Origin of the sequence: Amorphoplanes digitatis, from assembly GCF_014205335.1 — a bacterium.
GTDB lineage: Bacteria > Actinomycetota > Actinomycetes > Mycobacteriales > Micromonosporaceae > Actinoplanes > Actinoplanes digitatus.
The window spans coordinates 4,391,034-4,415,019 of sequence record NZ_JACHNH010000001.1 but is presented as its reverse complement, the minus strand read 5'-3'; the positions used below and the strand labels follow the sequence as shown (position 1 = coordinate 4,415,019).

Here is a 23,986-nt window from a genome sequence, read left to right as displayed (position 1 = left end):
CACTCGTCACCCGGTAGCGTCCCCGCATGCGGATTCTGCACCTGTCCGACACCCACCTCGGCCGCGCCGGCGCCCGCGAGTCCCTGAGCCGCATCCTGCACGACTGCCGCGAGCTCGCCGGGCTGAGCGCGGTCGTGGTCACCGGGGACATCGCCGACGACGGCTCCACCGGGGCGTACACGGAGGCCCTGGAACTCGTCGGCGGCTTCGCCCGCCCGCGCGGCATCCCGGCGATCTTCACCACCGGCAACCACGACGAGCGGGCGGCGTTCACCGCGGTGCTGGGCACCGGACACCTCGACGCCGAGGGCCGGGACCGGCCCGCCGACCGGATCGACGCGCCGGACGCCGCCCGGGCGGCGGTGAGCGTGATCGACGGCTACCGCGTCGTGACCCTCGACTCGCTGGTGCCGGGCAGCGGCTACGGGCTGATCGGCGCGGCACAGCTGGCCTGGCTGCGCGACGTGCTGACCGAGCCGGCACCGAACGGGACCGTCCTGGCCTTCCACCACCCGCCCGTCGTCGTTCCGGGCGAGCCGCTCCAGGAGGCCCTCGGGCTGCGCAACGGGCCCGACCTGGCCGACGCGATCGGCGGCACCGACGTGCGGCTCATCCTCTGCGGGCACTTCCACCTTCAGCTGTACGGGACACTCGCGTCCGTGCCGGTCTGGGTCACGCCGGGCGTGATCGACCGCATCGACCTGACCGCGACCCCGGGGACGCTGCGCGGGGTCCGGGGCGCGTCGGCGTCGGTGATCGACCTCCGCGGCCCGCACGCGCCGGTGATGCACACGCTGCACGCCCGGGACCCGCGCGCCGGCGAGACGGCCTACGAGGTCGACGCCGACGCGGTGCGCGCCGCGGTCGCCAGGCTGGCGCCGGCGAATGCTCAGCACGGTGTGGCCGCCGCCGATTCCTAGCGGTGCCACGTCCCGCGACGAGACCGAGGTCACCACATGTCCGCTCGTACCCGGCCCACCCTGCTGCTCGCCACCGCCTCGGTGGCCGTCGGCCTGCTGCTCGCGCCCGGTGCGGCCTTCGCCGCGACCACCGCCGAGGACCCCACCGACAACGAGCAGTGCTACGAAGACCTCGGCGACGAGGCGTGCACCGACGACCCCGCCCCTTCGGACGAGGACTTCGGTCCTGAGGACCTGTCGGCGGCGATGGAGGCCGTCGAGACGGCCTCGGCCGCGGCCGGGGCACAGGGCTGGAAGACGGTGCAGGGTGTGGTGGCGACGCCGTCTTCCGGCGCGCCGGTCGAGGGCGAGGCGACCAGCCAGGTCGACGCCGTCAACCGCAGGCTGACCTGGCACGTCACCGCCGACGGCGGCATCGACGTCGGCGGGGCGGTCGACGCGGCCAAGGGCACCTGGCAGCCGCCGGAGGAGGCCTGGCAGAAGAGCGTCCTGACGATGATGGGCAGGCCGGAGGTGACGTACGTCTTCACCGCCGGACGGGTCGACCTCGCGGAGTACCTCGAAGAGGGCCCGGCGGCCATGGCCACCGACCTGGTGGATCGCCTCGACGCCGCGACCGAGGTGACGCGGGAGGAGCACGAGGACGGCTCGGCCGACTACCGGGTCGCCGACGAGGACAGCGAGGTGACGCTGCACGTCGGCGCGGACTCGACCGTCACCGGCCGGGACTACCGCATCGCCGAGGAGGACGAGGTCTTCGAGACCTCGACGGCATACACCTACGGGCCGCAGTCGATCTCCATGCCGTCCGCCACGTCGACGATCGACGCGAAGACCCTCAGGTCCGGCCGCGCGTACCTCTCCATGGGCAACCTGGTGAACAACGCCGCCGGAAGCGGCGCCGCGAACGCCCGCAAGGCCGCCAAGGGCCGCAAGGTCGCGGTGGCCTCGGTGCGCAACCTGGTCCGCCGCGCGGCAGCGGCCGCCAACGGCCAGGCCGGTGCCGCGGTGGTCCAGATCAAGGACATCAACGCCGGCGTACGCGTGTACGCCACAAACCCCTGGACGAGGAAGTCGGTGGCGTACACGGTGACGGCCGCCGGCAAGAAGGTCGTCGTCAAGAAGGCGTCCTAGTCGGGCACCTCAGCGGACGCGCTGGAGTGCCCGGTCGCGGCGTTCCGCGACGCTGGAGCCGGACTCGCGCCGGGCCATCCGGCGCAGCACGAGCGGGGCGATCAGCAGCCCCGCCACGGCCCAGGCACCCAGCACCGCCACCGTCTCCAGGTGCCGCCAGGACTCGCCGATCTCGACGGCGACCGCGCCGGGCGGCAGCAGCGCCGACCGCATGCCCAGCCCGAGCCAGTAGACCGGGAAGCCCTGCGCCACGGCCTGTAGCCAGCCCGGCAGCACGGTGATCGGGTAGAAGACGCCGGAGATCGCGATCACCGCGAGGACCGGCAGGGTCAGCAGGCCCTGGCTGCGCGCGCTGGTGAAGACCGAGCCGAGCACCGCGCCGGCCGGCAGCGTGGCCACCAGGCCCAGCGCCAGCACCGCCACCAGGCCGAGCCAGGCGGCGGGCCGGTCCGCGGCCAGCCCGTGTACCAGGAACAACGCCGGCACCAGGAAGATCGCCAGGTCGATGAGCAGGCCGCCGGAGACCGAGATCAGCTTGCCGGTCAGGTAGCCGAGCACCCCGTTGGGCGTCGCCTTGGCGCGCAGCAGGGTGCCGTCCTCGCGGTCGGCGGTCAGCTGCTGACTCATGCTCACCATGGCCATTGCCGTGTTCATGCCCAGGATGCTCGGCAGGACCAGGGCGCCGAGCGGGATGTCGCCGTGCCCGAACGGCCGGTCGCGCAGGAACCAGAGGGTGACCAGCATCAGCACCGGCCAGAAGAAGTGGTTGAACAGGTCGCCGCCGTTGGTGACCGACTGCCGCAACTCGAGCAGGCCGCGCGAGCGGCCGGCCCGCAGCGCGCTTCGTACCGGGCTCACCGCGGCGCTCCTTCCGCGCGTCCCACGAGGGACAGGTAGGTGGCTTCGAGCGACGCCCGGCGCACCTCAAGGTCGTGCAGGTCGCCGCCGTGGTCGCGGTAGAGCTGGTGGACCAGCCGCGCCGGCTCGTCGGTCGGCGCGCTGAACCGCTCGCCGCGCAGCGACCAGCGCACCTCGTCGCGCCCGGCGATCCGCCGGGCCAGCTCCTCGGCCGTACCGTCGCCGATGATCCGGCCGTGATCGAGCACCAGGATCCGGCCGGCGAGCCGCTCGGCCTCGTCGAGGTCGTGGGTGGTCAGCAGGATCGTGGTGCGGCCCTCGGCGGCCAGCCCGCGCACGAGATCGTGGAAGTCGTGGCGGGCCGCCGGGTCGAAGCCGACGGTCGGCTCGTCCAGGAACAGCACCTCGGGCCGGCCCACGATGCCCAGGGCGACGTCGAGGCGCCGGCGCTGCCCGCCGGACAGCGTCCGGATCTTCTGGTCGGACTGCCCGGCCAGGCCGACCGCGGCGGCCAGCTCGTCCGGATCCCAGGGCGTCGTGTACCCGGTGTAGTAGGCGGCGACCTGCGCCAGCAGCTCGCGGACCCGCCACTTGCCGTGGTCGCGCCACGACTGGAGCACCACGCCGACGCGGGCACGCCAGTCCTCGCCGGCCCGCGCCGGGTCGGCGCCGAGCACCTCGACGCGCCCCGCCGACCGGGCCCGGAAGCCCTCCAGGATCTCGATCGTGGTGGTCTTGCCGGCACCGTTCGGCCCGAGCAGCGCCAGCACCTCGCCGCGCCGGGCCTGGAACGTGACGTCGTGCAGCGCGTCGGTCGTCCCGTACCGCATCCGCAGGCCGGCCACGTCGACCACGACGTCGTCAGCGGTCATCGCCGCCTCCGGCGATCTCGCGGCGTACGTCCTCGGCGAGGCCCGCCCGGTCGACGCCCGCGAACTCCAGCGCCCGGGGCACCGTGCCGACCGGGGTGAGCAGGACGCCGAGCAGCACGTGCCCGGGCCGGCAGTCGCGTTTGCGCTGCGCCTGCGAGAAGCCCCGCTCCAGCGCCGCCTTCGCCGTGGCACCCAGCTGCGGCGACCCCACCGGCAGCGGAGTCGCCCCCGGTATCCCGCCGTCGACGCGCACCCCCGCCGCGGCCAGGCTCCGCGCGAACTCGTCGTCGAGCGCGGCGCGCACCGCCGCGTGATCGAGCCGGGCCGCCGCCAGCGCGGGCGACCCGTCCCGGGCGATCGCGAGCAGCAGGTGATGCGCCTCGACGGTGACCGAGCCCTCGGCGCGCGCCTCCGCCTCGGCCGCTGCGATGATCGCGGGGAGGTAATCGTCGAAACTGCTCATCCCGAGCGCCTCCTCAGCGCGACGCCGGCGGCGATGAGCCGCTTGGCGTGCTTCTTGTAAACCGCCTGGCGGGTCACGCCCAGCGCCTCGGCCACCTGCGGCCAGCCCCAGCCGGACCGCATGGCCTCCTCGACGGCGGCATCCTCCAGCCGATCGGCCAGCCGCCGCAGCGCGCCGACGGCCGCGAGCCGGTCGGCGACCTCTCCAGATGCGGAAATCTCCACGGACATGTAAGCAACCGTAGTTGCTTAAACCGGAGATAGTCAACCCGGGTTGCTTAACCGTCCGTGGCGCGGGGCACGGCGCGCGTGTTGTAGAGGAAGCGCCCGTCCTTGAGGAAGGCGATCAGCGGGTGCACCCCCTCGTGCAGCTCGACGCCGACGAAGCGGCCGTCGCCGGCGTGCACGTAGCGTGCGGTCGTGCCACCGTCCCCGAACTGCGCCGAGAGGCCGTACGGGGTGTCGGTGATCTCCAGCCCACCGTCACGGGCCTTCACCTCGTAGGTGACGTTCGGTGCGGAGTAGGTCCCGGCGAAGGTCTCCGCCCGGAACGGCACCGGGGCATCCGGCGGCAGCACCCGCGACGGCAGGCGGATCCCGGCCGCGGACGAGAGGATCTCCGCCATCACCTCGTCGACGAAGGCGGCGGCGTTGCCGCCGTTCGTGTGGACGGTGAGCACCAGGCCGCGGTCGGGCACGACGCGCCAGGTCGCGGTCTGGCCCGGCATGCCGCCGTCGTGGCCGACCACGGCCCGGCCGTCCCAGTCGAAGAGCATCAGCCCGAGACCCCAGGCCGTCGTGTGCCGCCCGCCCAGCCGCGGCAGCGCGACCTGCGGCCGGCACATCTCGGCGAAGGTCCCCGCGGGCAGCACCCGCGTCCCGTCGTCCGCCACGCCGTCGGCCAGCAGCATCCGCCCGCACCGCACGAGGTCGCGCGCCGCCGCGCCCAGCGTGGACCCGGCCGGCGCGTTCGACTGCGGCAGCAGGCGCCGGGGCGACACCCGCGGCGGGTCGCCGACGTGCCCGACCGCGGCCCGGAACATGATGGCCTCCTCGGCGTAGAGCGCCATGTGCCGCGCACCGAGCGGTTCGATCAGCAACTCCCGTGTCGCGGCCTCCCAGGTGCGCCCGCGCAGCCTGGCGACCAGTGCACCGAGCGCGCAATAGCCGGCATTGCAGTACGAGAACAGCTCACCCGGCCCGCTGACCTGCCGGGCGTTGCCCCGCATGAACGCGACGAGCTTGTCCACCGCGTCGTCCCCGCGCCCGGTGTCCTCGAACAGGTCACCGTCGAACCCGCCGGTGTGCGACAGCAGCTGCCGCACGGTGATGCTCGCCGAGGCGGCGGCGTCCAGCACCCCGAACTCGGGCAGGTACCTCCGGACCGGCTCGTCGAGATCGACAAGCCCCTCCGCGACGAGCTGCATCACCAGGGCGGCCGTCCAGACCTTGGTGACCGACCCGATCTGGAACAGGCTGTCGGTGGTGGCCGCCACCCCGGTGTCCAGATTGATCACCCCGGTCGCCGCCTCGGCCAGCCGGTCCCCCATCCCGACGGCCACCGCGGCCCCCGGCACCCCATGCCGCCGGGCGGCCCCATCGACCCATTCCTGAAGATCCGGGAGAAGCGTCATATCGACGACCGTACCCGTGAAGCCCTGACGGATCAGCCGACGTCGGCGGCGATGCGGAACAGCGTCTGCTGGCCCGCGACCACGAGCGCCCGGCGCCCGTCCTGGACGCTGAACACCTCCAGCCGGCAGACGGTCAGGGTCCTGCCGGACTTCAGGACGGTGCCAACCGCCTCGACGTGACCGCCGGCGGCGGGCGCCAGCAGATTGACCTTGTACTCGACCGTGAGAACGTCGGCGTCGGCCGGGAACAGCGTGAGGGCCGCGTAGCCGCCGGCGCTGTCGGCGATGGCGCCGGTGGCACCGGCGTGGATGTAGCCGTGCTGCTGTGTCACCTCCGGCCGGCGGTCCAGGGCGATGTGCACGCGTCCCGGCGCGATCTGTGTCAGCCGGGCACCGAGATGACGCATCAGGCCCTGCCGCGCGAAGCTGGCCTCGATGCGCTCGCGGACCTCGGCGCTGGCCTGATCCTCCATTGACTCCCCCTTCAAGCGGGTGTGAAGGTGATCCTGGCCCGCACCGGCCGGAAGCCGGCACGTTCCAGCCCGGCGATCACCCCCGTGCGGTACGCGTCCGCGTCCGCCACCACCTCCTCAGCGCCGCCGGCGCGCAGGACCGCGACGGCATCGGCCAGCAGGGCGTCCAGCGCGTCCGGGTCGACAAGACCGAGATAGGCGATCATCGGGTAGCAGGCGTCGCCCGCGGCCGCCGCCAGGCCGACCGGCTCTCCGTCGCGCAGCGCGACCCGCCAGGTCCGCGGTGGGCCGGACAGCCACGCCAGCGGGTCGGTGCCCAGGTCGACGCCGGCCACCGCCCGGGCCGTCTCCGTCCCGGTCAGGATCTGCGGCGCGGCGATCCGGGCGACCAGGGTGACGATCTCCGCCCGGTCGGCGGCCGGCCGGAAGGTGTACCGGCCCGGCGAGACCTCCCTCGGCGTGCCGGTCCAGGCGAAGCGGACCCGCTCGCCCTGCTCGACAAGCCCCGCGAGCCGCGCGGCCGCCATCGGCGGCACGACCGCCGGCTCGTCCCGCCACGTCGGCGGCACCGCGGCGTGGTAGAGCGTCGGACCGCCGAGCGCCGCGTGCGCGGCCCGCAGCAGTGCGGCACCCACCTCCGGCTCGACGGTCAGGTCGAACCACTCCAGCCACGGGCGCCCGACCGCCCCCGGCGGCAGGACCCAGGCGGCGCGGCCGACCACCCGGCCGCCGCGCAGGGCGACCCAGGTGCGCTCCGGCCGGTAGCCGCCGGCGGCGATCCCGCCGGCGTAGTCGTTCTTGGGCACGCCGGGCAGCGGGTCGGGCATGGAGGTGAACAGGTGTTCCTCGCCCGCGACGAGCGGGCGGATGACCAGGTCGGTCATGGCGTGATCCTTCGGCAGCGAGCGCCCGTCAGACCCGCGAGGACGCCGGTACGCGGGAGGGGCGCAGAACATCGGACATGGTGTTCTGACCTCCTTCCGGCTCGTCGGCGTACCAGAAACCTATTCGATGATCGCCCACGGGGCAATCCGAAGTGGATCAGCTCGCCGGCTGATCCGGCAGCGGCGTGACCACGGGCGCCGGGTCGTCGCGCAGCCTGCTGTACAGGTACCCGTCACGCCACGCTCCGGCGCGGAACTCGCAGGCCCGCACCACGCCTTCGAGCTGGAAACCGGCCTTGACCAGGGACTTCTGCTCGGCGGTGTTCTCGGCGTGCGTGCCGGCTTGAATCCGCTGCACCGGGCTGTGGCTGAACAGGTAGTCCGACAGCAGCGCCTGCGCCCGCCAGCCGATGCCCCGGCCGCGCCACTCCGGCAGCAGCACGATGCCGATCTCCCAGTACGTGGCCGTGCCGCCGTAGAGGCCGCGCCGGTAGCTCAACAGCCCGCACACCTGCCCCCGCACCTCGGGGATGAGCCGGCCGTCCTGCTCGCCGAGGTACCCGTCCTGGGCGAACCGGCGGGCCGGCCGCTGCGCGTCCTCGAACCCGGACCAGTCCAGCCCGATCAGGAACGGCTCGGTCAGCAACCGCCGAAACATCCCCAGGTCCGACTCCACCACCGGCCGCAGCCGAACCTCTGCCCCGTCTGCCATGACGGCAGATGCTAGCCGCGATCACCCCCAAGCTCCGACGCGACCAACCTGGCTAATTATTAGATTGCTATTACCGGTAATCCAATAATCGGTCCAAGCCTGGAAATCGGACAAATCCCCGCTACACCATAATGACAGTTATGTTGTAGTCATCTTGTTGAACGCCGCGGAGGTGGACCGCGGATGTTGTTGTCGCTCCGCCACGACCGCCACGAGGCGTGCCGGCACGGGTTCACCCGCTGCGCGGGTGGCGTAGAGCCTGTCGGGCTGCCCAGGCGATGCCGTCGGTCAGCGTCGGGTCGGGCGTTGCCAATGCAGAGCCCGGTGCTGTCGTGGTGGCGAGCATTTGGGTTACCGCAGCCAGGACGTCGATGGGCAATCGCGCAGTTCGGGTGTTGACCATGGCAGCCAGCAGTCCCGGTAGGACGGCGAGGCAGTCGGCCAGGGCCGGTAGCCGGACCACCAACGGGCTCGTCTGACCTGGCGTTCGGGGGGCGTCGACTGGCACGGCACGCAGGTCCACGACGATGTCGGCGTCCTGGGCGATGCGGGCAAGCGGAAGGGCCGTTGCGTCAGCCTGCTTCCAGAGCACCAGGTTGCGAATGCCGATGGCGATCAACAGAGGAGCCATCTGGAACAGCTCGTCGGTATCAGCGACCACCACAGCGCTCTGGTTGATCGGGTGTCCCGTGCGGCGCAGTTCTGTCAGCACTCGCGCCGCAGTCACGACGGCGCGCAGATCGTTGTCGGTGACCACGGCGTGTCCCGCGTCCTCGAGGGCCTGGCGGATCTGCTCGGCGCGGTCGGCTCGGGTGTGCACGAGGTAGACGATGGACACTTCAGCGCGTACCACGCTGAGGGCGCCGGCTGGTGCGTCTAGGGCGTCAGGGTTCAGCTGCGCCGTTGCCGAATCGAACCCGAGGCTCTTGAGCCAACGCGCGTGCCCGGACAGTACGGGGTTCAGGTCGGTCCCGGCGGGCACGGCGCTGCCGTCGCTGATGACGACGATCAGTTCCGACCCGGACAGCCGGTTCACCGCCCACACACTCCCGCATCGGTCATGCAAGGTCACCCGGACGATCATTCAGCCACTAAAGGATTGACGACCGCTTGATAGGGTGATAACGGAGCGGGCGGCGCGCTGATCGGCCTGCGCTGTTCACACTTGCAGCCCTCGCTGCGCCACGGGATGTACGGTTCCCTCGGCCAGCCGGTAGGAGAGGCCGACGACCGCACACCGGCCGGCGGACACCTCAGTGGCCAACAGCAGCGAGCGTCCCACCAGCCCTGCGACAGTGCGCCGGATGTGTTCGTCGACGAACTGGTTGATGTCGGTGAGACCCTTCGCCCGCGCGGCGAGCACGCTGGGCATCACGCGTTCTACCACGTCTCCGAGGTAGCCCGCCGGGGCAGTACCCCCGCGTTCAGCTTCGCCAGCCGCGGTGACGGCGCCGCAGGAGTCATGCCCCAGGACGACGACAAGAGGGGCACCTAGAACGGTGACCCCGTACTCGATACTGCCCAGCACCTCCGCGCCGGCTACGTGGCCGGCGGTGCGCACCACAAACAGATCTCCTAGTCCTCGATCGAAGATTATTTCCGCGGCAAGCCGCGAGTCCGAACAGCCGAACAGCACCGCGAAGGGACGCTGCCCCGGCGCCGACTTCGACCGGCGATCGGCGTCCTGGTTGGGATGCTCTCGCTCACCGCGCACGAAGCGGACGTTGCCTTCCAGCAGCACGGCATAGGCCTCAGCAGGCGTGCATGAACGGAGATCAGGCATGTGATCAACCTATCCGACTGAAGGTGTCGGGCTGGTGGTCAAGCGGCATTGGGGCCAGCCGACCTGGCGCACCGGGGTCAGGCGCGGCCAGGGGAACCGGCCAGCACAGGTTCGTTGACGAGCGTCGTGGCGATGTCGGTGAGCGCCCGGTCGAGCAGGGCACGCTCACCGGGGCTGGTCATCGCGAAGTCCTCCAGATGGGCGTCGAGCCACTCCCGCCAGGCGTGCTGCACCTGGTCGAACTGGTCCTGGCCGGCCTCGGTGAGCTGTACCGAGTCGCCGTCAATCCTCGCGTATCCGGCCTGGCAGAGGTCGGTGAACGCGGGTTGCAGGACCTCCGGTGGTATCCGGTGGCTCCGCGCGATCGCGATCAGATCGGCGCTCCCCCGCGCCCGGGCGTGCAGGTGGGTCTGGCCCATCGCCCAGGCCCGCGACGGGTTCAGCCGGCCACCCGAGTTGCTCAGGATCTCGGCCAGGATCGTCCGTGCATGTCCGGCTCTGCGCATGGTGTCGCTGATCACCCGCTCGAGTTGGGCGGCCCGGTCGGACGGGGCCGGCGCGGAGAACCCCTCGCCGACGTCGGTGGCGTGCGAGCGGGCACCGTCGCGCAGCGGAACCACTTTGAGGAACCCCGTGACCAGGAAGCCGAGCAGGGCGACGGGGGCGACCAAGACGAAGACGTACGAGATGGTGCCCGCATAGGCCTCGATGATCGGGGCGGCCTCGGCCGCGGAACGTTCGTACAGCTCCGTGGGGCTCGGCGCGCCCGAGTTCTGGATCACGGCGTACGACGACAGCTTGTCCCGGAACAGCGTGCCGAAGAGCGCGGCGCCGAACGCGCCGCCCATCGCGCGGACATAGGTCATGCTCGCGCTCACGGTGCCCAGGTTGGTGTAGGTCGCGGTGTTCTGCACGACGATCGTCAGCACCTGCATGGTCATGCCGATCCCGGTGCCGAGCACGAACAGGTAAGCCGACATCCGCCAAGCGCCGGTGCCGGAGCTCATGGTGGACATCAGCCACAGCCCGAGGGTCATCACCGCGGTGCCGGTGACCGGGAAGATCCGGTATCGACCGGTGCGGCGGACCAGCTTGCCGGAGCATGTCGAGGCGGTGAAGACGCCGGCCACCATGGGCAGCAGCCGCAGGCCGGAGGCGGTGGCCGACATGCCGTCCACGTACTGCAGGTACGTGGGAAGGACGGTCATCGCGCCGAGCATGGCGAAGCCGACGATGAAGCTGAGTGCGGAACACACCACGAAGACCGAGTTGCGGAACAGCCGCATCGGCAGCACCGGCTCCCGCGCCTTGAGCTCGACCTGCACGAATACTACGAACAGGACGACCGACGTGGTGATCAGGCCGATGATGACGGCGGAATCCCATTCGTACTCGTCGCCAGCCCAGGAGACCGCCAGGATCAGGCTGGCGGAGCCGAGCGCGACCAGAACGATGCCGGCGTAGTCGACGACCGGGCGGGCACCGGCGCGCATGGACGGGATCGCGAAGACGGCGATGGCCAGCACCACGATCGTCACCGGCAGGTTGATGTAGAACACCCAGCGCCAGCTCAGCTGGTCGGTGAGAATCCCGCCCAGGGTCGGCCCGGCCATCGTGGTGATGCCGAAGACGGCGCCCAGCGTGCCCTGGTACCGGCCACGGTAGCGGAGCGGGATGATGTCGGCGACGAGTGCCATCGCGGTGACGATCAGCCCGCCGCCGCCGAGGCCCTGGATCACCCGCGCCCAGATCAGCGTGGTCATGTCCTGTGCGAGGCCGCACAGCACGGAGCCAACGGCGAAGACCGTCAAGCTGACCTCGAAGACCACTTTACGGCCGAGCAGGTCGCCGAACTTGCCGGCCAGGACCGTGGATACCGCCTCGGCCAGCAGGTAGGCCGAGACGACCCAGGACATGAATCCGGCGCCACCGAGATCCGAGACGATGGTCGCCAGCGCGGTGGTGACGATCGTCTGGTCCAGCGCGGCGACCAGCGTGCCGAGCAGAATGGCCACGAAGACGAGGTTCGCCTGACGCCGGCTCACCACTATTGCCGTGTCACCCGTGGCCATGTCGCCAGTCTTGTGGCCCAGGCCGGGCGGGGAGGCCGCTATCCGGAAAATGGCGCTGCCGTGCATGGTCCGTCGCCGTTCGTTCCGGGACAACCGTCGCTCACCTCGGCGATCGGCGAGGATCGCCCGCCTCAGCTCCCGAACTCGCCTGTCGGCCCCTGTCCGATTGCGCAGGTGTCACTTCGTCCTCCCGGCTGAGCGGGAATCACCAACGCCGCTATCCCATCCGTGCCCGAGGGAGGCGTCAACACTGCCCCCGTAAGGGGGAAGACCCGGGGTTGCGCCTCAGCGAGAACGACATCGGTTCCCGCGCTCGATCTCGTCGGGCAGAGAACCTACGACGTGGCGCAGGGATCGGGAGTCCTATCGCATCCCTAAGCTAGAGAACCAGGAGCGCTCCCGGCTCCTCGGTTCACTGACAAGAGCGGAATCCCCAATGTCACCCGGAAGAGTGCTGACAGTCCGTGACAACTTTAGTGACGTTTGGATGGCATTCAACACAACAGGGTCACCGTCCGGCTCACACCGGCGGATGCGCCAGAGCAACCCCGCTGACTTTCAGCACCGCCAGAGGGGCAGTAGTCGCCGACCTGCCGTTCAGTAGGCGTCGTGCCGGATCGGGTCCCGGTTGGATCAGGCCGGGTCGGGTTCGCCCTGGCGGGCCCGGTTCGCCGCCGTGATCGCGGTCGGGTCCCCGGCCGGGTACAGGCCCCACCGGGCCGCGGATCGGGCCCGTGCCAGGAACGCGGGCACCCGCTTGGGCTCCACCGACTGAAACCACAGAGCTCCGGTCTCAGCGTCCTCAAGGAAGCCGTGATACGCCTGCGCGGGCCGCGGGGTGAAGCCCTTCGCCTCGCTCGCGGCCGGCGGTTCCGCGAAAACCGCGATCGTCGCGCCGGGCGCGAGGGCGGCGCGTACCGCCGTGACGTCGCCGCTCGCCGGGATCAGCAGCCACCGGTGCTCGTACGGTCCGGACGATTCGAGCAGGGCCAGGTCTTCTCGCAGCCCGGTGGCCATCCGCCGGACCCGTTCCCAGAACTCCTCGTCGGCATCCGGCAGGTCTGTGGCGGGCGCGGGCGCCGTAGGCGCGGCGAGCAGCCGGGCGGGGATCGCGGACGCACGCTGCGGCATGTCCTCGACCCGCAGGATGACGCCGCTGTCGGCCACGGCCTTGCGCACCTGCCCTCGGATCTCCCAGACGCCGATCAGCAACAGGCATACAGCGAGGACGCGCAGGCCCACCCGCAGCGATATGAAGCCCATCTTCGTCTCGGGCGCGGCGTCGCTGGTGGAGGCGGCGTAACCGATCACGAACCCGATGACGAGGAGCCCGTTCCAGGCTCCCACCGCCCAGTGCCGGGTGGCCGCACCCGTGGTGTCGCCGACACGCCGCAGCATCTGCCGGGTGCTGAACTGCCACCACGTGAAGCCGCCGATGTAGCCGAACACCAGCAACAGGTAGAGCAGGTCGAACGTTTCCGCGTGCGTGAACACCGTGCGAACCATCGGGGAGAGGCCCGCCGCGCCGTCGGAGGCCAGGTACGCCCACAGCGCGAGGTCGCTGACCAGCAGCACCATGCCGAGCACGGCCGCCGCCGCGACGGCGGAGAAGACGCTGATGGTCTGCAGCTCCCAACCGCGCGGCGTCCGGGAGACGCGCTCCTGCTCCTGCACCACGATGACCCCCCGCTGTCCCGACGAAGCCCGCGGAGCCTACCGTGAATGGATCTTGTGCACGAGAGCCCGGGAAGGCAGGGCGCCCCGCCCCGCCCCGAAGCCTTCGCGACGCTTGCCGCTTGGGGCAAGGAACACCTGGCGATCCGAGAGGTCATCCACCACCCAGGCCAAGATGGCTAGCTGATCGCATGCCCGGGCTTTCCACTTCGGTGAGCCAGGATTGGTAGCCGGAGTAGTACTCGTGGTTGCCGGTCACGAAGTAGGTGCCTTGGCGTGATCCACCCACCATCAGGTTGCTGCGGCGGGCTGACGCTGGTGCTGCTCGTCAGTGGGAGGCGTGCCGTGGTGCTCAGGCGTCGTGGGCGAGCGCCGACGACAGTTCCCGGTGCGCGCCGGCCTGCTCCAGCAGGAGCTTCGCCTTCATCTCCAGGGCACCGACCGCGTCGGCGCCGGCCACCCAGCGCGCCGGCGGCTCGACCGAACCGGTGAGCTGCACCAGCGCGGCGGCGAGCTTCGCCGGGTCGCCGCCCTGCAGGCCGCTCATCCCGCTCCACGCGGTTACGGTCTGCTTGGTGCGCTCCGCGTAGTCGTCGATGCTCGCCTCGGCGTAGCTGGTCGACTCCGGGGTGAGCAGGTCGGTGCGGAAGAAGCCGGGCTCCACGATCATGGTCTTGATCCCGTACGGGGCGACCTCCGGGGCGAGGGATTCCATCCAGCCTTCGAGGCCGAACTTCGCCGCCGCGTATGCCGAGGTGAACTCCGCGCCTAGGAAACCGGCAACCGACGAGATCGACACGACCAGCCCGGAACGCTGCGCGCGCATCACCGGCAGCACCGCCCGGGTGACGTTGAGCGGACCGAACAGGTTCGTCTCCACCTGCGCCCGGAAGTCCTGCGCGGTGATCTCCTCGAAGAACCCGGCGATGAAGTTGCCCGCGTTGTTGACCAGCACATCGATGCGCCCGAACCGGTCCACGGCAGCCTGCACCGCGGCTTGGGCGCTGGCAGGATCGGTCACGTCGAGCCGCACGGTCAGCAGGTCCTCGGCGGCACCGACGGCCTTTCCCACCTTCTGCGGGTCACGGCCGGTCGCCACGACGGCGTACCCGGCGGCCAGGGCGGCCTTCGCGATGTCCACGCCCATGCCCCGGCTTGCACCGGTAACGAGGAGAACCTTCTTCTCAGCCACCTTGCTCACGTCCTTATCGAGGAAACACCGCGTCGAGGCCAGGTCTCACATTGCCGAAAGACCCGGGAAGCGGTGACGTCATCCAGAGAACCGCCTTTCCCGGACGCGAAGAAGACGCTGCTGGAAGGTGTACTGACAGCCCACCACTCATCCCAGCGAACCGGCCTAGCCTGGAAGACGTGGACAACCGCGACGAGGTAAAAGCCTTCCTCAGCTCCCGCCGCGCCAAGATCACCCCCGAGCAGGCCGGGCTGACCAGCTACAACCGCAACCGGCGGGTGCCGGGCCTGCGTCGCAGCGAGGTGGCCGACCTGGCCGGCGTCAGCGTCGAGTACTACGCCCAACTCGAACGCGGCAACCTCGCCGGCGCCTCCGACAGCGTTCTCGACGCCCTCGCCCGGGCCCTGCACCTCGACGAGGCCGAACAGCAACACCTGGCCGCCCTCGCCCGTGCTGCCGGCCCGGCCTCCCGTACCCGCCGGAAGCCTTCCGCGCCGCAGGTCCGCCCGAGCGTGGCTCGCATTCTCGAGCTGATGACCGGAATTCCCGCGTTCGTCAACAACGGCCGCGGCGACGTCATCGCCGCCAACCCGCTGACGCAGGCCCTATACGCGCCCATGTTCGACGACGCCACCCGGCCGCCGAACCACGCCCGTTTCGCGTTTCTGAACCCTCGGGCACGGGACTTCTGGCGCGACTGGGAGCGAATCGCGACCACGACGGTGGCGATGCTGCGGGCCGAGGCCGGCCGCGACCCGTACGACAAGTCCTTGACCGATCTGGTCGGTGAGCTGTGCACTCGCAGCGAGGAGTTCCGGATCCGCTGGGCCGCCCACGACGTACGCCTGCACAACACCGGCGTCAAACAGTTCCGTCACCCGGTCGTCGGCGACATCGACCTGAACTTCGAGACCATGCAGCTGACCGCCGACCCCGGCCTTTACATGACCTTGCTCAGCGCCCCGGCCGGCTCCACCGCCGACGACGCCTTGCGTCTGCTGGCAAGCTGGGCCGCCACCCGCCACACCGACGCCCTGCCCACACACCCGCGACCGTGAAGAGCACACCACATCGACAAGGAGCCGCCATGACCGTCCCCGCCGAAATCGCCGCCAGCAAACAGATCAGCCTGACCACCTACCGCAAGGACGGCACCCCCGTCGCGACCCCGGTCTGGCACGTCGCCGACGGCAAAACCATCACCACCGTCTCCGCCGCCGACGCCTGGAAGGTCAAGCGCCTCCGCAGAAACCCCCAGGTCGAAATTGTTGCCTGCGACATCCGCGGCAAAGTCGCGCCCGACGCCCACCCGATCCAGGGCACCGCCACCCTCCTCGCACCCTCCGAAACCGAAACCGCACGCCGGCTCCTGGAAAGCCGCTACATCACCGCCCGCATCGGAGGCGGGCTCTCCAGGCTGCTTCGCCTCAAACGGCCGCCCGGCATCGGCATCGTCATCACCCTCTGAACCAACCACCCGGAAGAGCGCGGCCAACGAATGGGACACTGACACTCGATGGCGTATTCACTGACATTCGCGTGGCATTCAACAGTCCGCCTCGCTGCCGCGTCCGACATGCCATGACGCCGAATCTGCGCCACGCCGTCCGCGCGATCATCCTTGATGAGGACGACCGCATCCTGCTCTGCCGCTTCGTCTTTCCTCACCCGGCGGTGCCGGAGCAGGCGAAGGCCGTGTGGGCGGCCCCAGGCGGCGGCATCGAACCCGGTGAGGACCGGCTGACGGCCTTGCGTCGTGAACTGCGTGAGGAGACCGGTCTGGCGATCACCGCCGATCCACCGCACGTCTGGCACCAGGAAGTCCTGCCCGCCGACCATGCGCCGGGCTTCGACGGCATCATCAACGACTACTTCCTCATCCGCGCGAACCACTTCCAGCCCCACGGCGAGCTGACAGACGACCAACTCGCTGCTGAGGAGAACCTGGCCGCGTTCCGGTGGTGGCAGCTCTCGGAGATCGCTGGTCACTCGGGAGCTGAGCTGTTCTCGCCCCGCGACCTCACCACCCCCTTGGCAGCGCTTCTCACAGCGGGGACGCCGGACCAGCCGGTCCAGCTCGGCCTTTAGCAAATTCCCACATACCTGTCGTTCGACAGTTCTTCTAAGCGCGGACCGCCCACTGCCGATGGTGCGACGGCATATCCGTGACTGACCGAAGGACCCGACGCGTGCCCTTAAGCTCCCGCCCGGCGGCCGCCGTGCTGGCCACCGCCAGCGCTGTCGCCGCTGCCCTCATCGGGGCCGCGCCGGCACAGGCCGCCGCCGTGACCAACACCCCCACGAAGCTCACGACGCTGGCCGCGCCGAAGAGCATGACGGCCGCGAACGGACGGCTGTTCGTCTCCGACGGCAACGCCGTCGCCGTCCTCGGCACCGACGGGGTGACGCAGAAGAGCGTCACCGGGATGTTCGGGGCACGTGACGTCCTGGCGTCGCCGTCCGGTGACCGGGTCTATGTCGCGCTCAGCCAGGCCGGCGCTATCGCCGTCATCGACACCGGCACGCTGGCCGAGGTCGCGCGGTACACGACCGGCGAATGCCCGGTCCACCTCGCGTTCGCCGGCTCGCGCCTGTTCTACGGCGCCGGCTGCGACCAGTGGGACGGCACCATCGGCTCGGTCGACGCCGCCACCGGCACCGGCCTTCAGACCGTCGAGACCCCCGACATGTACTCCGCTCCGCTGCTCGCCGGTGCCGGGAACACCCTCGTCGCGGGCGTCGGCGGCATCAGCAGCGGCCCGGTCTACACCTACACGGTCGACGGGGCCACCGTCACCGGGCTGGCGCACAAGGACACCGGCGGGTCCCTCGACCGGGTCTCCGTCAGCCCCGACGGCAAGAAGGTCGCCACGGCCGCCGGCTCCCCGTACCACCTGGCGCAGTACGACGCCGCCACCATGAGCGTCGCCGGGTCGTTCGACACGGGTGCGTACCCGGCCGACGTCGCCTACTCCCACGGCGGCACCATGATCGGTGGCGGGGTCGACAGCACCTACGGGCCGGGCGGCAACATCGTCGCGTTCGACGTCGTCGCGGGCACCCAGGTCCTCTCCGGCAACGCACACCCGAAGGCCGCCTACAACCGCCCGGGGCCGGTCTCCGGAACCTTGACCTGGTCTGCCGACGACACGCGTCTCTACGCGATCCTCGACGACTTCACCGGACGCGCCGAGCAGCCGCACATCTACTACCTCGCCAAGGGCTTCGAGACGATCCCCGCACCGGCCGTGACGACCACCAGGCTGACGCTCGTTCAGCCCGCGACGGCCGGCGCGAAGGTCCGCGCGACCGCCACCGTGGCCGGCCACCCGGGCGTCACGGTCCGGTTCGTCCGCACCAGCCCGGCGGGCAACGCCACCGTGACCGCCAGGACGAACTCGGCCGGCGCCGCGACCGTCGACATTCCGGCACCGGCCGGCGGTGCGGTCACCGCCTACTACGACGGCGACGACAGCAACAAGGCGTCGTCCGCCAAGGTCGCCTACAAGACCGTCACGACCACCGCGGTCACCGTCACCGGTCAGTACAAGACGGTGAACAAGGTCGCCTACTTCCACGACAAGAAGAACGTCGTCATCAAGGTAGCCGTGTCCTCACCCGTCGCCGGCCGGAAGATCAACGCCGCGCTCCAGGGCAAGTCCGGCGGCAAGTGGCAGACCTTGCAGACGAAGGTCTTCACCCTCGACGCTTCCGGCCGCTACTACATCGGCCTCGTCACCGCCAACAAGCGGGTGCCGTACCGCGTCGTCGTCAAGTTCACCGGCGACGCCTACGGCAAGCCGTCCTCGGCCACCGGCAGAACCCTCACCATCCGCTGATCGTGAAGTGACGTAGGGCCGGCGCCCGAGTGCCGGCCCTACGTCGTTCTTCTGCCGGGGGCTGCGCCAAAAACGCGCGACAGAATCTTGAGCGACGGCCACACTGTGCTCGTGCCGGAGCCGGAACTGAATGAGCACGACTATCTGCGGCAGCTCGAACTACTTCCTTCGCCACCATCACTTCGAGGGCGACGGTTGCGTCGAACAGGACCGTCGAGTGCTTTACCTCGGCGGCGCCGCGTTGTTCGAGCCAGGTGAAACGAAGAGCCAGCAGGACGGCTATCGGGTCGGCTGTGCCCGACTGAATGTAGATACCCGGGATGAGGGTTGGGCGCTCTGGTACACCTGGGACGATCAGGAGCGCGCCCACACGATGGTGACCACCGCGTTGGAGACCACGCGGGGCCTGCTCGACAACTGGGCACAGGGCCGCGACGTTCATCCTGCCCAGCCCCGACGCAGTCAGATCCGCGCCGTTGTCCGGGGTTGGGTCGGGCCGATCACCCTGTCGCCCGGTCACGCCGGCACGAAAGGGCTGGGCGGATGTTGAGGCCGGCGACTGCGGTCAGTTGCTCCATCGCGCTTGGGGGATGGCGGCGTACACCGCGTCCAGGGACTCCTCGGTCTGGGCGCTGACCCACAGCCATACCCCGCCGTCGCCGTGAGTGCGCAGCACCTGGCCCGGCCCGGACCACCAGCGCACCGGCGACTCCTCGACGTCGATCCACATGGGCAGGTCGGGCAGCGGTACCCGATCGAAGGCGGCCATGGCCGGACCGGCCAGGTCCGCCGGCAGCTCACACGCGTTGCACAGCCCCGCGTCGTGCTCCTGCACCACCGCGGTCAGGGCCACGTCGACGCAGGCCAGCGAGGTCCGGTCGAGATACGGCTGCCAGCCGGCCCCGGTGTCGATGACCACCGGCGGATCCGGCAGGCCGGCAACGTCGAGCGGGATGCCCCACACCGTCTCGGTGATCATCGGGTCGGCGCGGTGGAACACCAGGACGTCGTCCTGCACCTCGAGCGCTCCGGGATCCAGGACGCCGCGGATCGCGTACGCCTCCCGTAGCGCCGCCGGTAGCGCGACTCCCAGTCGGTCGGCGGACCGGTCGGGGTCGCCGCCGCCCGCATCGCGGAGATCCCAGGCGCGTGCGAACCGGCGCAGGAACTCCCACACGCCGTCCCGGTCACCGAGCCGTGCCCTCAACTCCGCCGCCGTGTCGAACCCCGTCACGCCCACCTCTTCTCATGCAGCGAGGGATGGTATCGGAGCGTCGCGGTAGCGGCGGGCCGTCGGGAGTGGCGGTGGGTTGTTGACGACGCGGTCGCGGCCGGCGTGCTTGGCGGCGTAGAGGTTGCGGTCGGCGTCGGCGAGCATGCTGCCGTAGGTGGGGTCGGTTGCCGAGGCGGTGGTGGTCGAGCCGATGCTGGCGGTCACCGCCAGGTCACCGGTTGCCAGTGGTGGTTGCGGATGGCCAGGCGCAGGGTGTCCAGGTGTGACGTCCCCGCATGAGCCGAACCGCCTCTCGCCTACCTGCAAGACACTCGACGAACACCATCGAGCATGCGGCCCACCGGGCGGTCAACGGGCAGACGCTGGGTGCGGCCGGGTAGCAGAGGGCGCCTCCCGATCTCGTGCGTTCCCGCCGACTCAGAGATCGTGGACGTAGAGGCGCATCCCGGCCGGGCTTCCGTCGGGATGCGTGTCGGTCCGGGAGACGAAGTCACGCACGTGGCGGAAGCCGCTCTTCACCGCGACCCGGACGGACGCGACGTTCTCCGGCTCTACCCGGATGGCCGCGCGGGTGCCGATCCGCTGGTCGCGGAGGAACGCGCGCATCAGGCCGACGGCCTCGACGGCGACGCCACGGCCGCGGGCCCACGGATGGACCGCGTAGCTGATGTTGACGTCGCCGTCGTCCAGGCCGTCGCGCACGTCGGGGTTGCCCTCGACGTAGCCGGCCAGGCGGTCGTCGAGGCACACGCCGAAGCCTCGGGCTCCCTGCCCGGTCCGGGCGTTGCCGGCGAGCTGGGCGAACCACCGCGTCGTCGACTCGATCGTGCCGTAGCCGCCGGTCAGCCACCGGACCGTCCGGTCGTCCTCACCGGCATTGTGCGCGGGGACGTCGGAGAGGGCCAGGACGCGGAGTGTGACGCGCATGGAGGTCAGGATCGCGCGTCGAACTGGGCGCGGGCCTGGAAGACGCGGTCCATGTTCGTCTCCGCCCAGGACTTGATCGCGGCCATCACCGGGACCAGGTCGTGGCCGAGCGGGGTGAGCTCGTAGTCGACGCGGGCCGGCACCGACGCGGTCACGGTGCGGGTGAGCAGCCCGTCGCGTTCCAGTGTGCGCAGCGTCTGGGTGAGCATCTTCTGGCTGACGCCGGCGATGCGGCGGGCGAGCTCGCTGTGCCGCTGCGGGCCACCGGCGAGCGCCGCGATCACCAGCGCCGCCCATTTGTCGGTGAGCGTGCTCAGCAGTTCCCGGGTCGGGCAGCCGGCCAGAAACGCGTCGTAGTCGCGTTTGGCCTGCTCCCGTCGTTGTCCAGCGGTCGTCGTCGCCATCTGCCCCCCTGCCGGTGCCATGGGCACTTTTAGGTGCCTACTTTCCCACGGTGCCCATGGATACCTACCGTAGCCGTATTCAAGACGTTCGGCGAAGGGGTACGGCGATGCGAGCGGTCAGCTATGCACAGTTCGGTGGGCCGGAGGTTCTCCAGGTGGTGACGGACCTGCCGGTGCCACAGCCGGGACCGGGTCAGGTGCGGGTACGGGTCGCCGCGTCCGTCCTGCACCCGGTCGACCTCATGGTCCGCGCCGGGCGGTTCCCGGCACCGCTGCCGACCGGGCTGCCGTACGTGCCCGGTTGGGACGTGGCCGGCACGGTCGACGCGGTGGGGCCGTCCGTCGGAGATCTCGCCGTGAATGACGAGGTCATCGGCTTCTCGCCCTGGCTGCGCACGACGGTCGGCGCCCACGCGGAGTATGTGGTCCTCGATGCCGCGTGGCTGACCGCCGCGCCGGTCGGTGTTCCCGCCGGCGAGGCCGCTACCCTGCCGGCCAACGGCCTCACCGCCGTACAGGCCCTCGACATGCTCGCGCTCCCGCCGGGCTCGTCGGTGCTCGTCACCGGCGCCGCGGGGCAGGTCGGCGGGTTCACCCTGGCGCTGGCCCGGGTCGCCGGCCTGCGCGCCACGGGAGTAGCGGCGGCCGGCGACCGCGAGTTCGTCGAGTCGCAGGGCGCGGCGTTCGTGCCACGCTCGGACGATCCGGTCCCGGCGGTGGCGGCCGGCTTCGACGCGGTCGTCGACCTCGCGGTGATCGGCTCGTCGTTGATGGAACTGGTCAGGGACGGCGGCGGCTTCGTGGCCGCCTCGCCACCGCTGCGCCCGGAGCCGGCGCGGGGAATCCGGACGTTCGCGCTGAACGTGCAGCCCGACCGCGCCCGGCTGGGCGAACTGGTGAAGTTGGTGGAGAGCGGCGACATCCCACTACGGGTCGCCGGCGTCTACCCCTTCACCGAGGCGGCGGCGGCCCACGAGCGGCTGGCCCGGGGCGGACTACGCGGAGGCGTGGTGATCGTTCCCTGAGAGGTGCCGGTCCAGCCAGCCTTTCAGGAACTGTCCGTCGCGGCGTCCGGACCGTCCGCCGAAGGTGGTCAGCGCCACGCCGAAGGACAGCATGGCGAGGCCGGCGCCGGTGACAGCGAGTGCTTCGGCCGTGCCGAACGTCAAGCCGGCGAGAAGGCTGCCGAGCGTGAGGAGTCCGGCGCCGGTCAGCCACACCGCGGTGAACATGCGCACCAGGGGGTTCCAGCCGATCGTTCCCACCAGCTCACAACCGCCGGGTACGGGTTCGAGGCGAGCCTCCAGGACCGGCCGCCAGGAGTTGCGGACGTACGCCTGACGCGCGGTCAGCGTGATCTCGTCGGTGGAGACCCGGCCCACGACGATCCGGGAACCGTCGAGCGGCGCGCGCGCCGACCAGAAGCTCGACGCCGTTCGCGCTTCGGTCAGCCGCCGCGCCGCCTCGGCGGGCGACAGCGACGACGGAATCCTGATGGGCGCGTCGCGCCACAACGCCAGCCAGTCCGTCACGAAAGCCCGAAGCATGAGCATGTCTATGGGGTGTCCGATGTGTAGTTCAGCGTGAAAGGCGGCGCGGAACCGTTCAGCGGTTCCACGCCGTCGCCGGGTCCGGCGGCGTAAGCATGGCCGTCCTGGACGTAGAAGTTCAACCACGGATGCAACGACAGTTCCTCGCGCGCCTGGCCGATCCATCCCTGCGTCAGCGACCACCGTGCCAGCCACGCCGGCACCGCCAGAATCAGCTCGTACATGGCATCGTCGAGCACGAACGTGCGCACGAACAGGCCGAACGAGCCCGGCCGATTCAGGTACGGCCGCTGCGCGACCAACGACCGGACGCTGCCGCCCGGCAGGGTGTCGTCCGGCTCCGTGACCAGGCAGGGCCAGTCGATCTCCAGCTCAGGCTTCTCGGGCGGCCGCTCGGTAAGACCCAGATGAAAACGGAGCTCATCCAGGAACGGCGCGGGCGTGTCGGGCCGCAGGCGCAACGAGAGCGTCCACTCGTAGTGCAGGCTCATCGGCTCCCCCGCCTCACATCCGGGCTCTCAGGACGTCGAACTCGCAGCCCGGCGAGGCCGGGTCGAAGCCGTGTTCGACCAGCCAGCGGATCGCGGTCAGGCTTCGCAGCGACCACCAGCCGCGGATCACGTCGACGTCGACGTCCGTGCCGTAGCCGGCGAGGAGATCGTCGAGGCGCTCCTCGTGCCCGAGCGTCAGGATGGCGAGGTCGAACAGGGCATCGCCCCGGGCCGCCTCGGACCAGTCGATCACGCCGGTGACCTCGTCACCGTCGACGAAGACGTGGGTGATCTGGAGGTCGCCGTGTATGAACACCGGTTTCCACGGCCGCAGCGCGGCCTCGGCGACCTCGCGGTTGCGGTTGACCAGGTCGGCGGGCAGGACGCCGCTGGTGACGAGCCACGCGCATTCGCCGTCGAGCTGCGCGGCGATCTCGTCGAGGCGCCGTCCGGGCCACGGCGGCAGCGGCGCGTCGTGCAGCCTGCGGACGGCCGCACCCGCCGCGGCCCACGCCGCGGGCGACGCGGTCGACGGCTCGCCGAGGCGGCCGAGGGCCTTTCCCGGTACGGCGGCGATCGCGAGCACGGGCGGTTTGCGCCACAGGATCTCCGGCGTCGGGATCGGCGCGATGGCCATCGCATCGACCTCGACGTCGGTGAGCACCTGATCGGCGTCGATCTTCAGGAACACGTCACCGACGCGCAGCGTCGTGCGTGCTTTGTGGGCGACCACAACCTCAACCTCTGCCACGCCCGCCATTGTGGTCAGCGGCCCCGGGCGGCCGCGACCCGTTTACGCAGCGCCGACCGGCAGCCCGGCCACTCCTACTCGACGATCGAATACATGGCGGAGTCCCGCAGCGGCCGGCCT

28 protein-coding genes are annotated in these 23,986 nt (G+C 70.7%); 8 read left to right on the top strand and 20 right to left on the bottom strand.

The window, feature by feature from the left end; translation table 11 throughout:
• The first annotated feature begins 26 nt into the window (after positions 1–26).
• Together BJ971_RS19305 and BJ971_RS19300 are read left to right on the top strand one after the other, a co-directional pair.
• A complete protein-coding gene (locus tag BJ971_RS19305; RefSeq protein ID WP_184994658.1) occupies positions 27–920 on the top strand; it encodes a metallophosphoesterase family protein in 894 nt (297 codons plus the stop codon).
• Positions 921–956: 36 nt separating this feature from the next.
• Complete coding sequence (locus BJ971_RS19300; protein WP_184994657.1) at positions 957–2,054, top strand: hypothetical protein; 1,098 nt, start codon at positions 957–959, stop codon at positions 2,052–2,054.
• A gap of 9 nt (positions 2,055–2,063) precedes the next feature.
• On the opposite strand, the gene BJ971_RS19295 is transcribed toward BJ971_RS19300, so the two are convergent.
• The 13 genes from BJ971_RS19295 to BJ971_RS19235 form a co-directional block, all read right to left on the bottom strand.
• Entirely contained in the window at positions 2,064–2,912 is an 849-nt protein-coding gene (locus tag BJ971_RS19295; RefSeq protein WP_184994656.1) for an ABC transporter permease, read from the bottom strand.
• Entirely contained in the window at positions 2,909–3,784 is an 876-nt protein-coding gene (locus BJ971_RS19290; protein ID WP_184994655.1) for an ABC transporter ATP-binding protein, read from the bottom strand. The genes BJ971_RS19295 and BJ971_RS19290 overlap by 4 nt, the downstream gene beginning before the upstream one ends.
• On the bottom strand, positions 3,774–4,247 hold the full coding sequence (locus BJ971_RS19285) for a Clp protease N-terminal domain-containing protein (protein WP_184994654.1): 474 nt from the start codon (positions 4,245–4,247) through the stop codon (positions 3,774–3,776). The genes BJ971_RS19290 and BJ971_RS19285 overlap by 11 nt, the downstream gene beginning before the upstream one ends.
• Entirely contained in the window at positions 4,244–4,477 is a 234-nt protein-coding gene (locus tag BJ971_RS19280) for a hypothetical protein (protein WP_184994653.1), read from the bottom strand. Before BJ971_RS19280 ends, BJ971_RS19285 begins: the two co-directional genes overlap by 4 nt.
• A gap of 47 nt (positions 4,478–4,524) precedes the next feature.
• A complete protein-coding gene (locus tag BJ971_RS19275; RefSeq protein WP_184994652.1) occupies positions 4,525–5,880 on the bottom strand; it encodes a serine hydrolase domain-containing protein in 1,356 nt (451 codons plus the stop codon).
• A gap of 32 nt (positions 5,881–5,912) precedes the next feature.
• Positions 5,913–6,353, bottom strand: a complete 441-nt coding sequence (locus tag BJ971_RS19270; protein ID WP_184994651.1) for a PaaI family thioesterase — start codon at positions 6,351–6,353, stop codon at positions 5,913–5,915.
• 11 nt (positions 6,354–6,364) lie between these two features.
• Positions 6,365–7,237: an acetyltransferase gene (locus tag BJ971_RS19265; protein ID WP_184994650.1), complete on the bottom strand. Its 873-nt coding sequence runs from the start codon at positions 7,235–7,237 to the stop codon at positions 6,365–6,367.
• Between the two features lie 157 nt (positions 7,238–7,394).
• Positions 7,395–7,949, bottom strand: a complete 555-nt coding sequence (locus tag BJ971_RS19260; RefSeq protein WP_184994649.1) for a GNAT family N-acetyltransferase — start codon at positions 7,947–7,949, stop codon at positions 7,395–7,397.
• 232 nt (positions 7,950–8,181) lie between these two features.
• On the bottom strand, positions 8,182–9,033 hold the full coding sequence (locus BJ971_RS19255; protein ID WP_184994648.1) for a hypothetical protein: 852 nt from the start codon (positions 9,031–9,033) through the stop codon (positions 8,182–8,184).
• Between the two features lie 75 nt (positions 9,034–9,108).
• On the bottom strand, positions 9,109–9,732 hold the full coding sequence (locus BJ971_RS19250) for a carbonic anhydrase (protein WP_184994647.1): 624 nt from the start codon (positions 9,730–9,732) through the stop codon (positions 9,109–9,111).
• 77 nt (positions 9,733–9,809) lie between these two features.
• Entirely contained in the window at positions 9,810–11,804 is a 1,995-nt protein-coding gene (locus BJ971_RS19245; RefSeq protein WP_184994646.1) for an MDR family MFS transporter, read from the bottom strand.
• Positions 11,805–12,437: 633 nt separating this feature from the next.
• Positions 12,438–13,481, bottom strand: a complete 1,044-nt coding sequence (locus BJ971_RS19240) for a hypothetical protein (protein WP_184994645.1) — start codon at positions 13,479–13,481, stop codon at positions 12,438–12,440.
• Positions 13,482–13,830: 349 nt separating this feature from the next.
• Positions 13,831–14,679 (bottom strand): SDR family oxidoreductase, encoded by an 849-nt coding sequence (locus tag BJ971_RS19235; protein WP_203709162.1) that lies wholly within the window; start codon positions 14,677–14,679, stop codon positions 13,831–13,833.
• 170 nt (positions 14,680–14,849) lie between these two features.
• Between BJ971_RS19235 and BJ971_RS19230 the strand changes: the two genes are divergently transcribed.
• From BJ971_RS19230 to BJ971_RS19210, 5 genes are all read left to right on the top strand, one after another.
• Positions 14,850–15,728, top strand: a complete 879-nt coding sequence (locus BJ971_RS19230) for a helix-turn-helix domain-containing protein (protein WP_184994644.1) — start codon at positions 14,850–14,852, stop codon at positions 15,726–15,728.
• A 29-nt stretch (positions 15,729–15,757) separates the two neighbouring features.
• Complete coding sequence (locus BJ971_RS19225) at positions 15,758–16,138, top strand: PPOX class F420-dependent oxidoreductase (RefSeq protein WP_184994643.1); 381 nt, start codon at positions 15,758–15,760, stop codon at positions 16,136–16,138.
• A 113-nt stretch (positions 16,139–16,251) separates the two neighbouring features.
• A complete protein-coding gene (locus BJ971_RS19220; RefSeq protein WP_184994641.1) occupies positions 16,252–16,758 on the top strand; it encodes an NUDIX hydrolase in 507 nt (168 codons plus the stop codon).
• Positions 16,759–16,859: 101 nt separating this feature from the next.
• Positions 16,860–18,509 (top strand): YncE family protein, encoded by a 1,650-nt coding sequence (locus BJ971_RS19215; protein WP_184994640.1) that lies wholly within the window; start codon positions 16,860–16,862, stop codon positions 18,507–18,509.
• 130 nt (positions 18,510–18,639) lie between these two features.
• On the top strand, positions 18,640–19,059 hold the full coding sequence (locus tag BJ971_RS19210) for a hypothetical protein (RefSeq protein ID WP_184994639.1): 420 nt from the start codon (positions 18,640–18,642) through the stop codon (positions 19,057–19,059).
• 15 nt (positions 19,060–19,074) lie between these two features.
• On the opposite strand, the gene BJ971_RS19205 is transcribed toward BJ971_RS19210, so the two are convergent.
• From BJ971_RS19205 to BJ971_RS19190, 4 genes are all read right to left on the bottom strand, one after another.
• Positions 19,075–19,743 (bottom strand): SMI1/KNR4 family protein, encoded by a 669-nt coding sequence (locus BJ971_RS19205; protein WP_184994638.1) that lies wholly within the window; start codon positions 19,741–19,743, stop codon positions 19,075–19,077.
• A gap of 12 nt (positions 19,744–19,755) precedes the next feature.
• The gene (locus BJ971_RS19200) at positions 19,756–19,947 is read right to left on the bottom strand and encodes a nucleotidyl cyclase domain-containing protein (RefSeq protein ID WP_184994636.1); all 192 of its coding nucleotides are present in this window, start codon (positions 19,945–19,947) and stop codon (positions 19,756–19,758) included.
• A gap of 213 nt (positions 19,948–20,160) precedes the next feature.
• A complete protein-coding gene (locus BJ971_RS19195; protein WP_184994634.1) occupies positions 20,161–20,670 on the bottom strand; it encodes a GNAT family N-acetyltransferase in 510 nt (169 codons plus the stop codon).
• Positions 20,671–20,675: 5 nt separating this feature from the next.
• Positions 20,676–21,074: a winged helix-turn-helix transcriptional regulator gene (locus tag BJ971_RS19190; protein ID WP_184994633.1), complete on the bottom strand. Its 399-nt coding sequence runs from the start codon at positions 21,072–21,074 to the stop codon at positions 20,676–20,678.
• Between the two features lie 107 nt (positions 21,075–21,181).
• On the opposite strand from BJ971_RS19190, the gene BJ971_RS19185 reads away from it, so the two are divergent.
• Positions 21,182–22,099 (top strand): NADP-dependent oxidoreductase, encoded by a 918-nt coding sequence (locus tag BJ971_RS19185; RefSeq protein WP_184994631.1) that lies wholly within the window; start codon positions 21,182–21,184, stop codon positions 22,097–22,099.
• On the opposite strand, the gene BJ971_RS19180 is transcribed toward BJ971_RS19185, so the two are convergent.
• The 3 genes from BJ971_RS19180 to BJ971_RS19170 are packed head-to-tail and all read right to left on the bottom strand — an operon-like array spanning position 22,070 to position 23,875.
• Positions 22,070–22,588 carry a hypothetical protein gene (locus BJ971_RS19180; protein ID WP_184994630.1) on the bottom strand — a complete coding sequence of 173 codons (519 nt, stop codon included), beginning with the start codon at positions 22,586–22,588 and terminating at the stop codon, positions 22,070–22,072. The two genes, BJ971_RS19185 and BJ971_RS19180, sit on opposite strands and share 30 nt — an antisense overlap.
• Before the next feature lie 41 nt (positions 22,589–22,629).
• Positions 22,630–23,115: a hypothetical protein gene (locus BJ971_RS19175; protein WP_184994629.1), complete on the bottom strand. Its 486-nt coding sequence runs from the start codon at positions 23,113–23,115 to the stop codon at positions 22,630–22,632.
• A gap of 13 nt (positions 23,116–23,128) precedes the next feature.
• On the bottom strand, positions 23,129–23,875 hold the full coding sequence (locus BJ971_RS19170; RefSeq protein WP_184994627.1) for a phosphotransferase: 747 nt from the start codon (positions 23,873–23,875) through the stop codon (positions 23,129–23,131).
• Positions 23,876–23,986: the final 111 nt, after the last annotated feature.

Coding starts and splice junctions, on each gene's coding strand:
- BJ971_RS19305 (WP_184994658.1), top strand. CDS start 27: ATGCGGATTCTGCACCTGTCCGACACCCACCTCGGCCGCGCCGGCGCC.
- BJ971_RS19300 (WP_184994657.1), top strand. CDS start 957: ATGTCCGCTCGTACCCGGCCCACCCTGCTGCTCGCCACCGCCTCGGTG.
- BJ971_RS19290 (WP_184994655.1), bottom strand. CDS start 3,784: ATGACCGCTGACGACGTCGTGGTCGACGTGGCCGGCCTGCGGATGCGG.
- BJ971_RS19285 (WP_184994654.1), bottom strand. CDS start 4,247: ATGAGCAGTTTCGACGATTACCTCCCCGCGATCATCGCAGCGGCCGAG.
- BJ971_RS19280 (WP_184994653.1), bottom strand. CDS start 4,477: ATGTCCGTGGAGATTTCCGCATCTGGAGAGGTCGCCGACCGGCTCGCG.
- BJ971_RS19275 (WP_184994652.1), bottom strand. CDS start 5,880: ATGACGCTTCTCCCGGATCTTCAGGAATGGGTCGATGGGGCCGCCCGG.
- BJ971_RS19270 (WP_184994651.1), bottom strand. CDS start 6,353: ATGGAGGATCAGGCCAGCGCCGAGGTCCGCGAGCGCATCGAGGCCAGC.
- BJ971_RS19265 (WP_184994650.1), bottom strand. CDS start 7,237: ATGACCGACCTGGTCATCCGCCCGCTCGTCGCGGGCGAGGAACACCTG.
- BJ971_RS19260 (WP_184994649.1), bottom strand. CDS start 7,949: ATGGCAGACGGGGCAGAGGTTCGGCTGCGGCCGGTGGTGGAGTCGGAC.
- BJ971_RS19255 (WP_184994648.1), bottom strand. CDS start 9,033: ATGATCGTCCGGGTGACCTTGCATGACCGATGCGGGAGTGTGTGGGCG.
- BJ971_RS19250 (WP_184994647.1), bottom strand. CDS start 9,732: ATGCCTGATCTCCGTTCATGCACGCCTGCTGAGGCCTATGCCGTGCTG.
- BJ971_RS19245 (WP_184994646.1), bottom strand. CDS start 11,804: ATGGCCACGGGTGACACGGCAATAGTGGTGAGCCGGCGTCAGGCGAAC.
- BJ971_RS19225 (WP_184994643.1), top strand. CDS start 15,758: ATGACCGTCCCCGCCGAAATCGCCGCCAGCAAACAGATCAGCCTGACC.
- BJ971_RS19220 (WP_184994641.1), top strand. CDS start 16,252: ATGACGCCGAATCTGCGCCACGCCGTCCGCGCGATCATCCTTGATGAG.
- BJ971_RS19210 (WP_184994639.1), top strand. CDS start 18,640: ATGAGCACGACTATCTGCGGCAGCTCGAACTACTTCCTTCGCCACCAT.
- BJ971_RS19195 (WP_184994634.1), bottom strand. CDS start 20,670: ATGCGCGTCACACTCCGCGTCCTGGCCCTCTCCGACGTCCCCGCGCAC.
- BJ971_RS19190 (WP_184994633.1), bottom strand. CDS start 21,074: ATGGCGACGACGACCGCTGGACAACGACGGGAGCAGGCCAAACGCGAC.
- BJ971_RS19185 (WP_184994631.1), top strand. CDS start 21,182: ATGCGAGCGGTCAGCTATGCACAGTTCGGTGGGCCGGAGGTTCTCCAG.
- BJ971_RS19175 (WP_184994629.1), bottom strand. CDS start 23,115: ATGAGCCTGCACTACGAGTGGACGCTCTCGTTGCGCCTGCGGCCCGAC.
- BJ971_RS19170 (WP_184994627.1), bottom strand. CDS start 23,875: ATGGCGGGCGTGGCAGAGGTTGAGGTTGTGGTCGCCCACAAAGCACGC.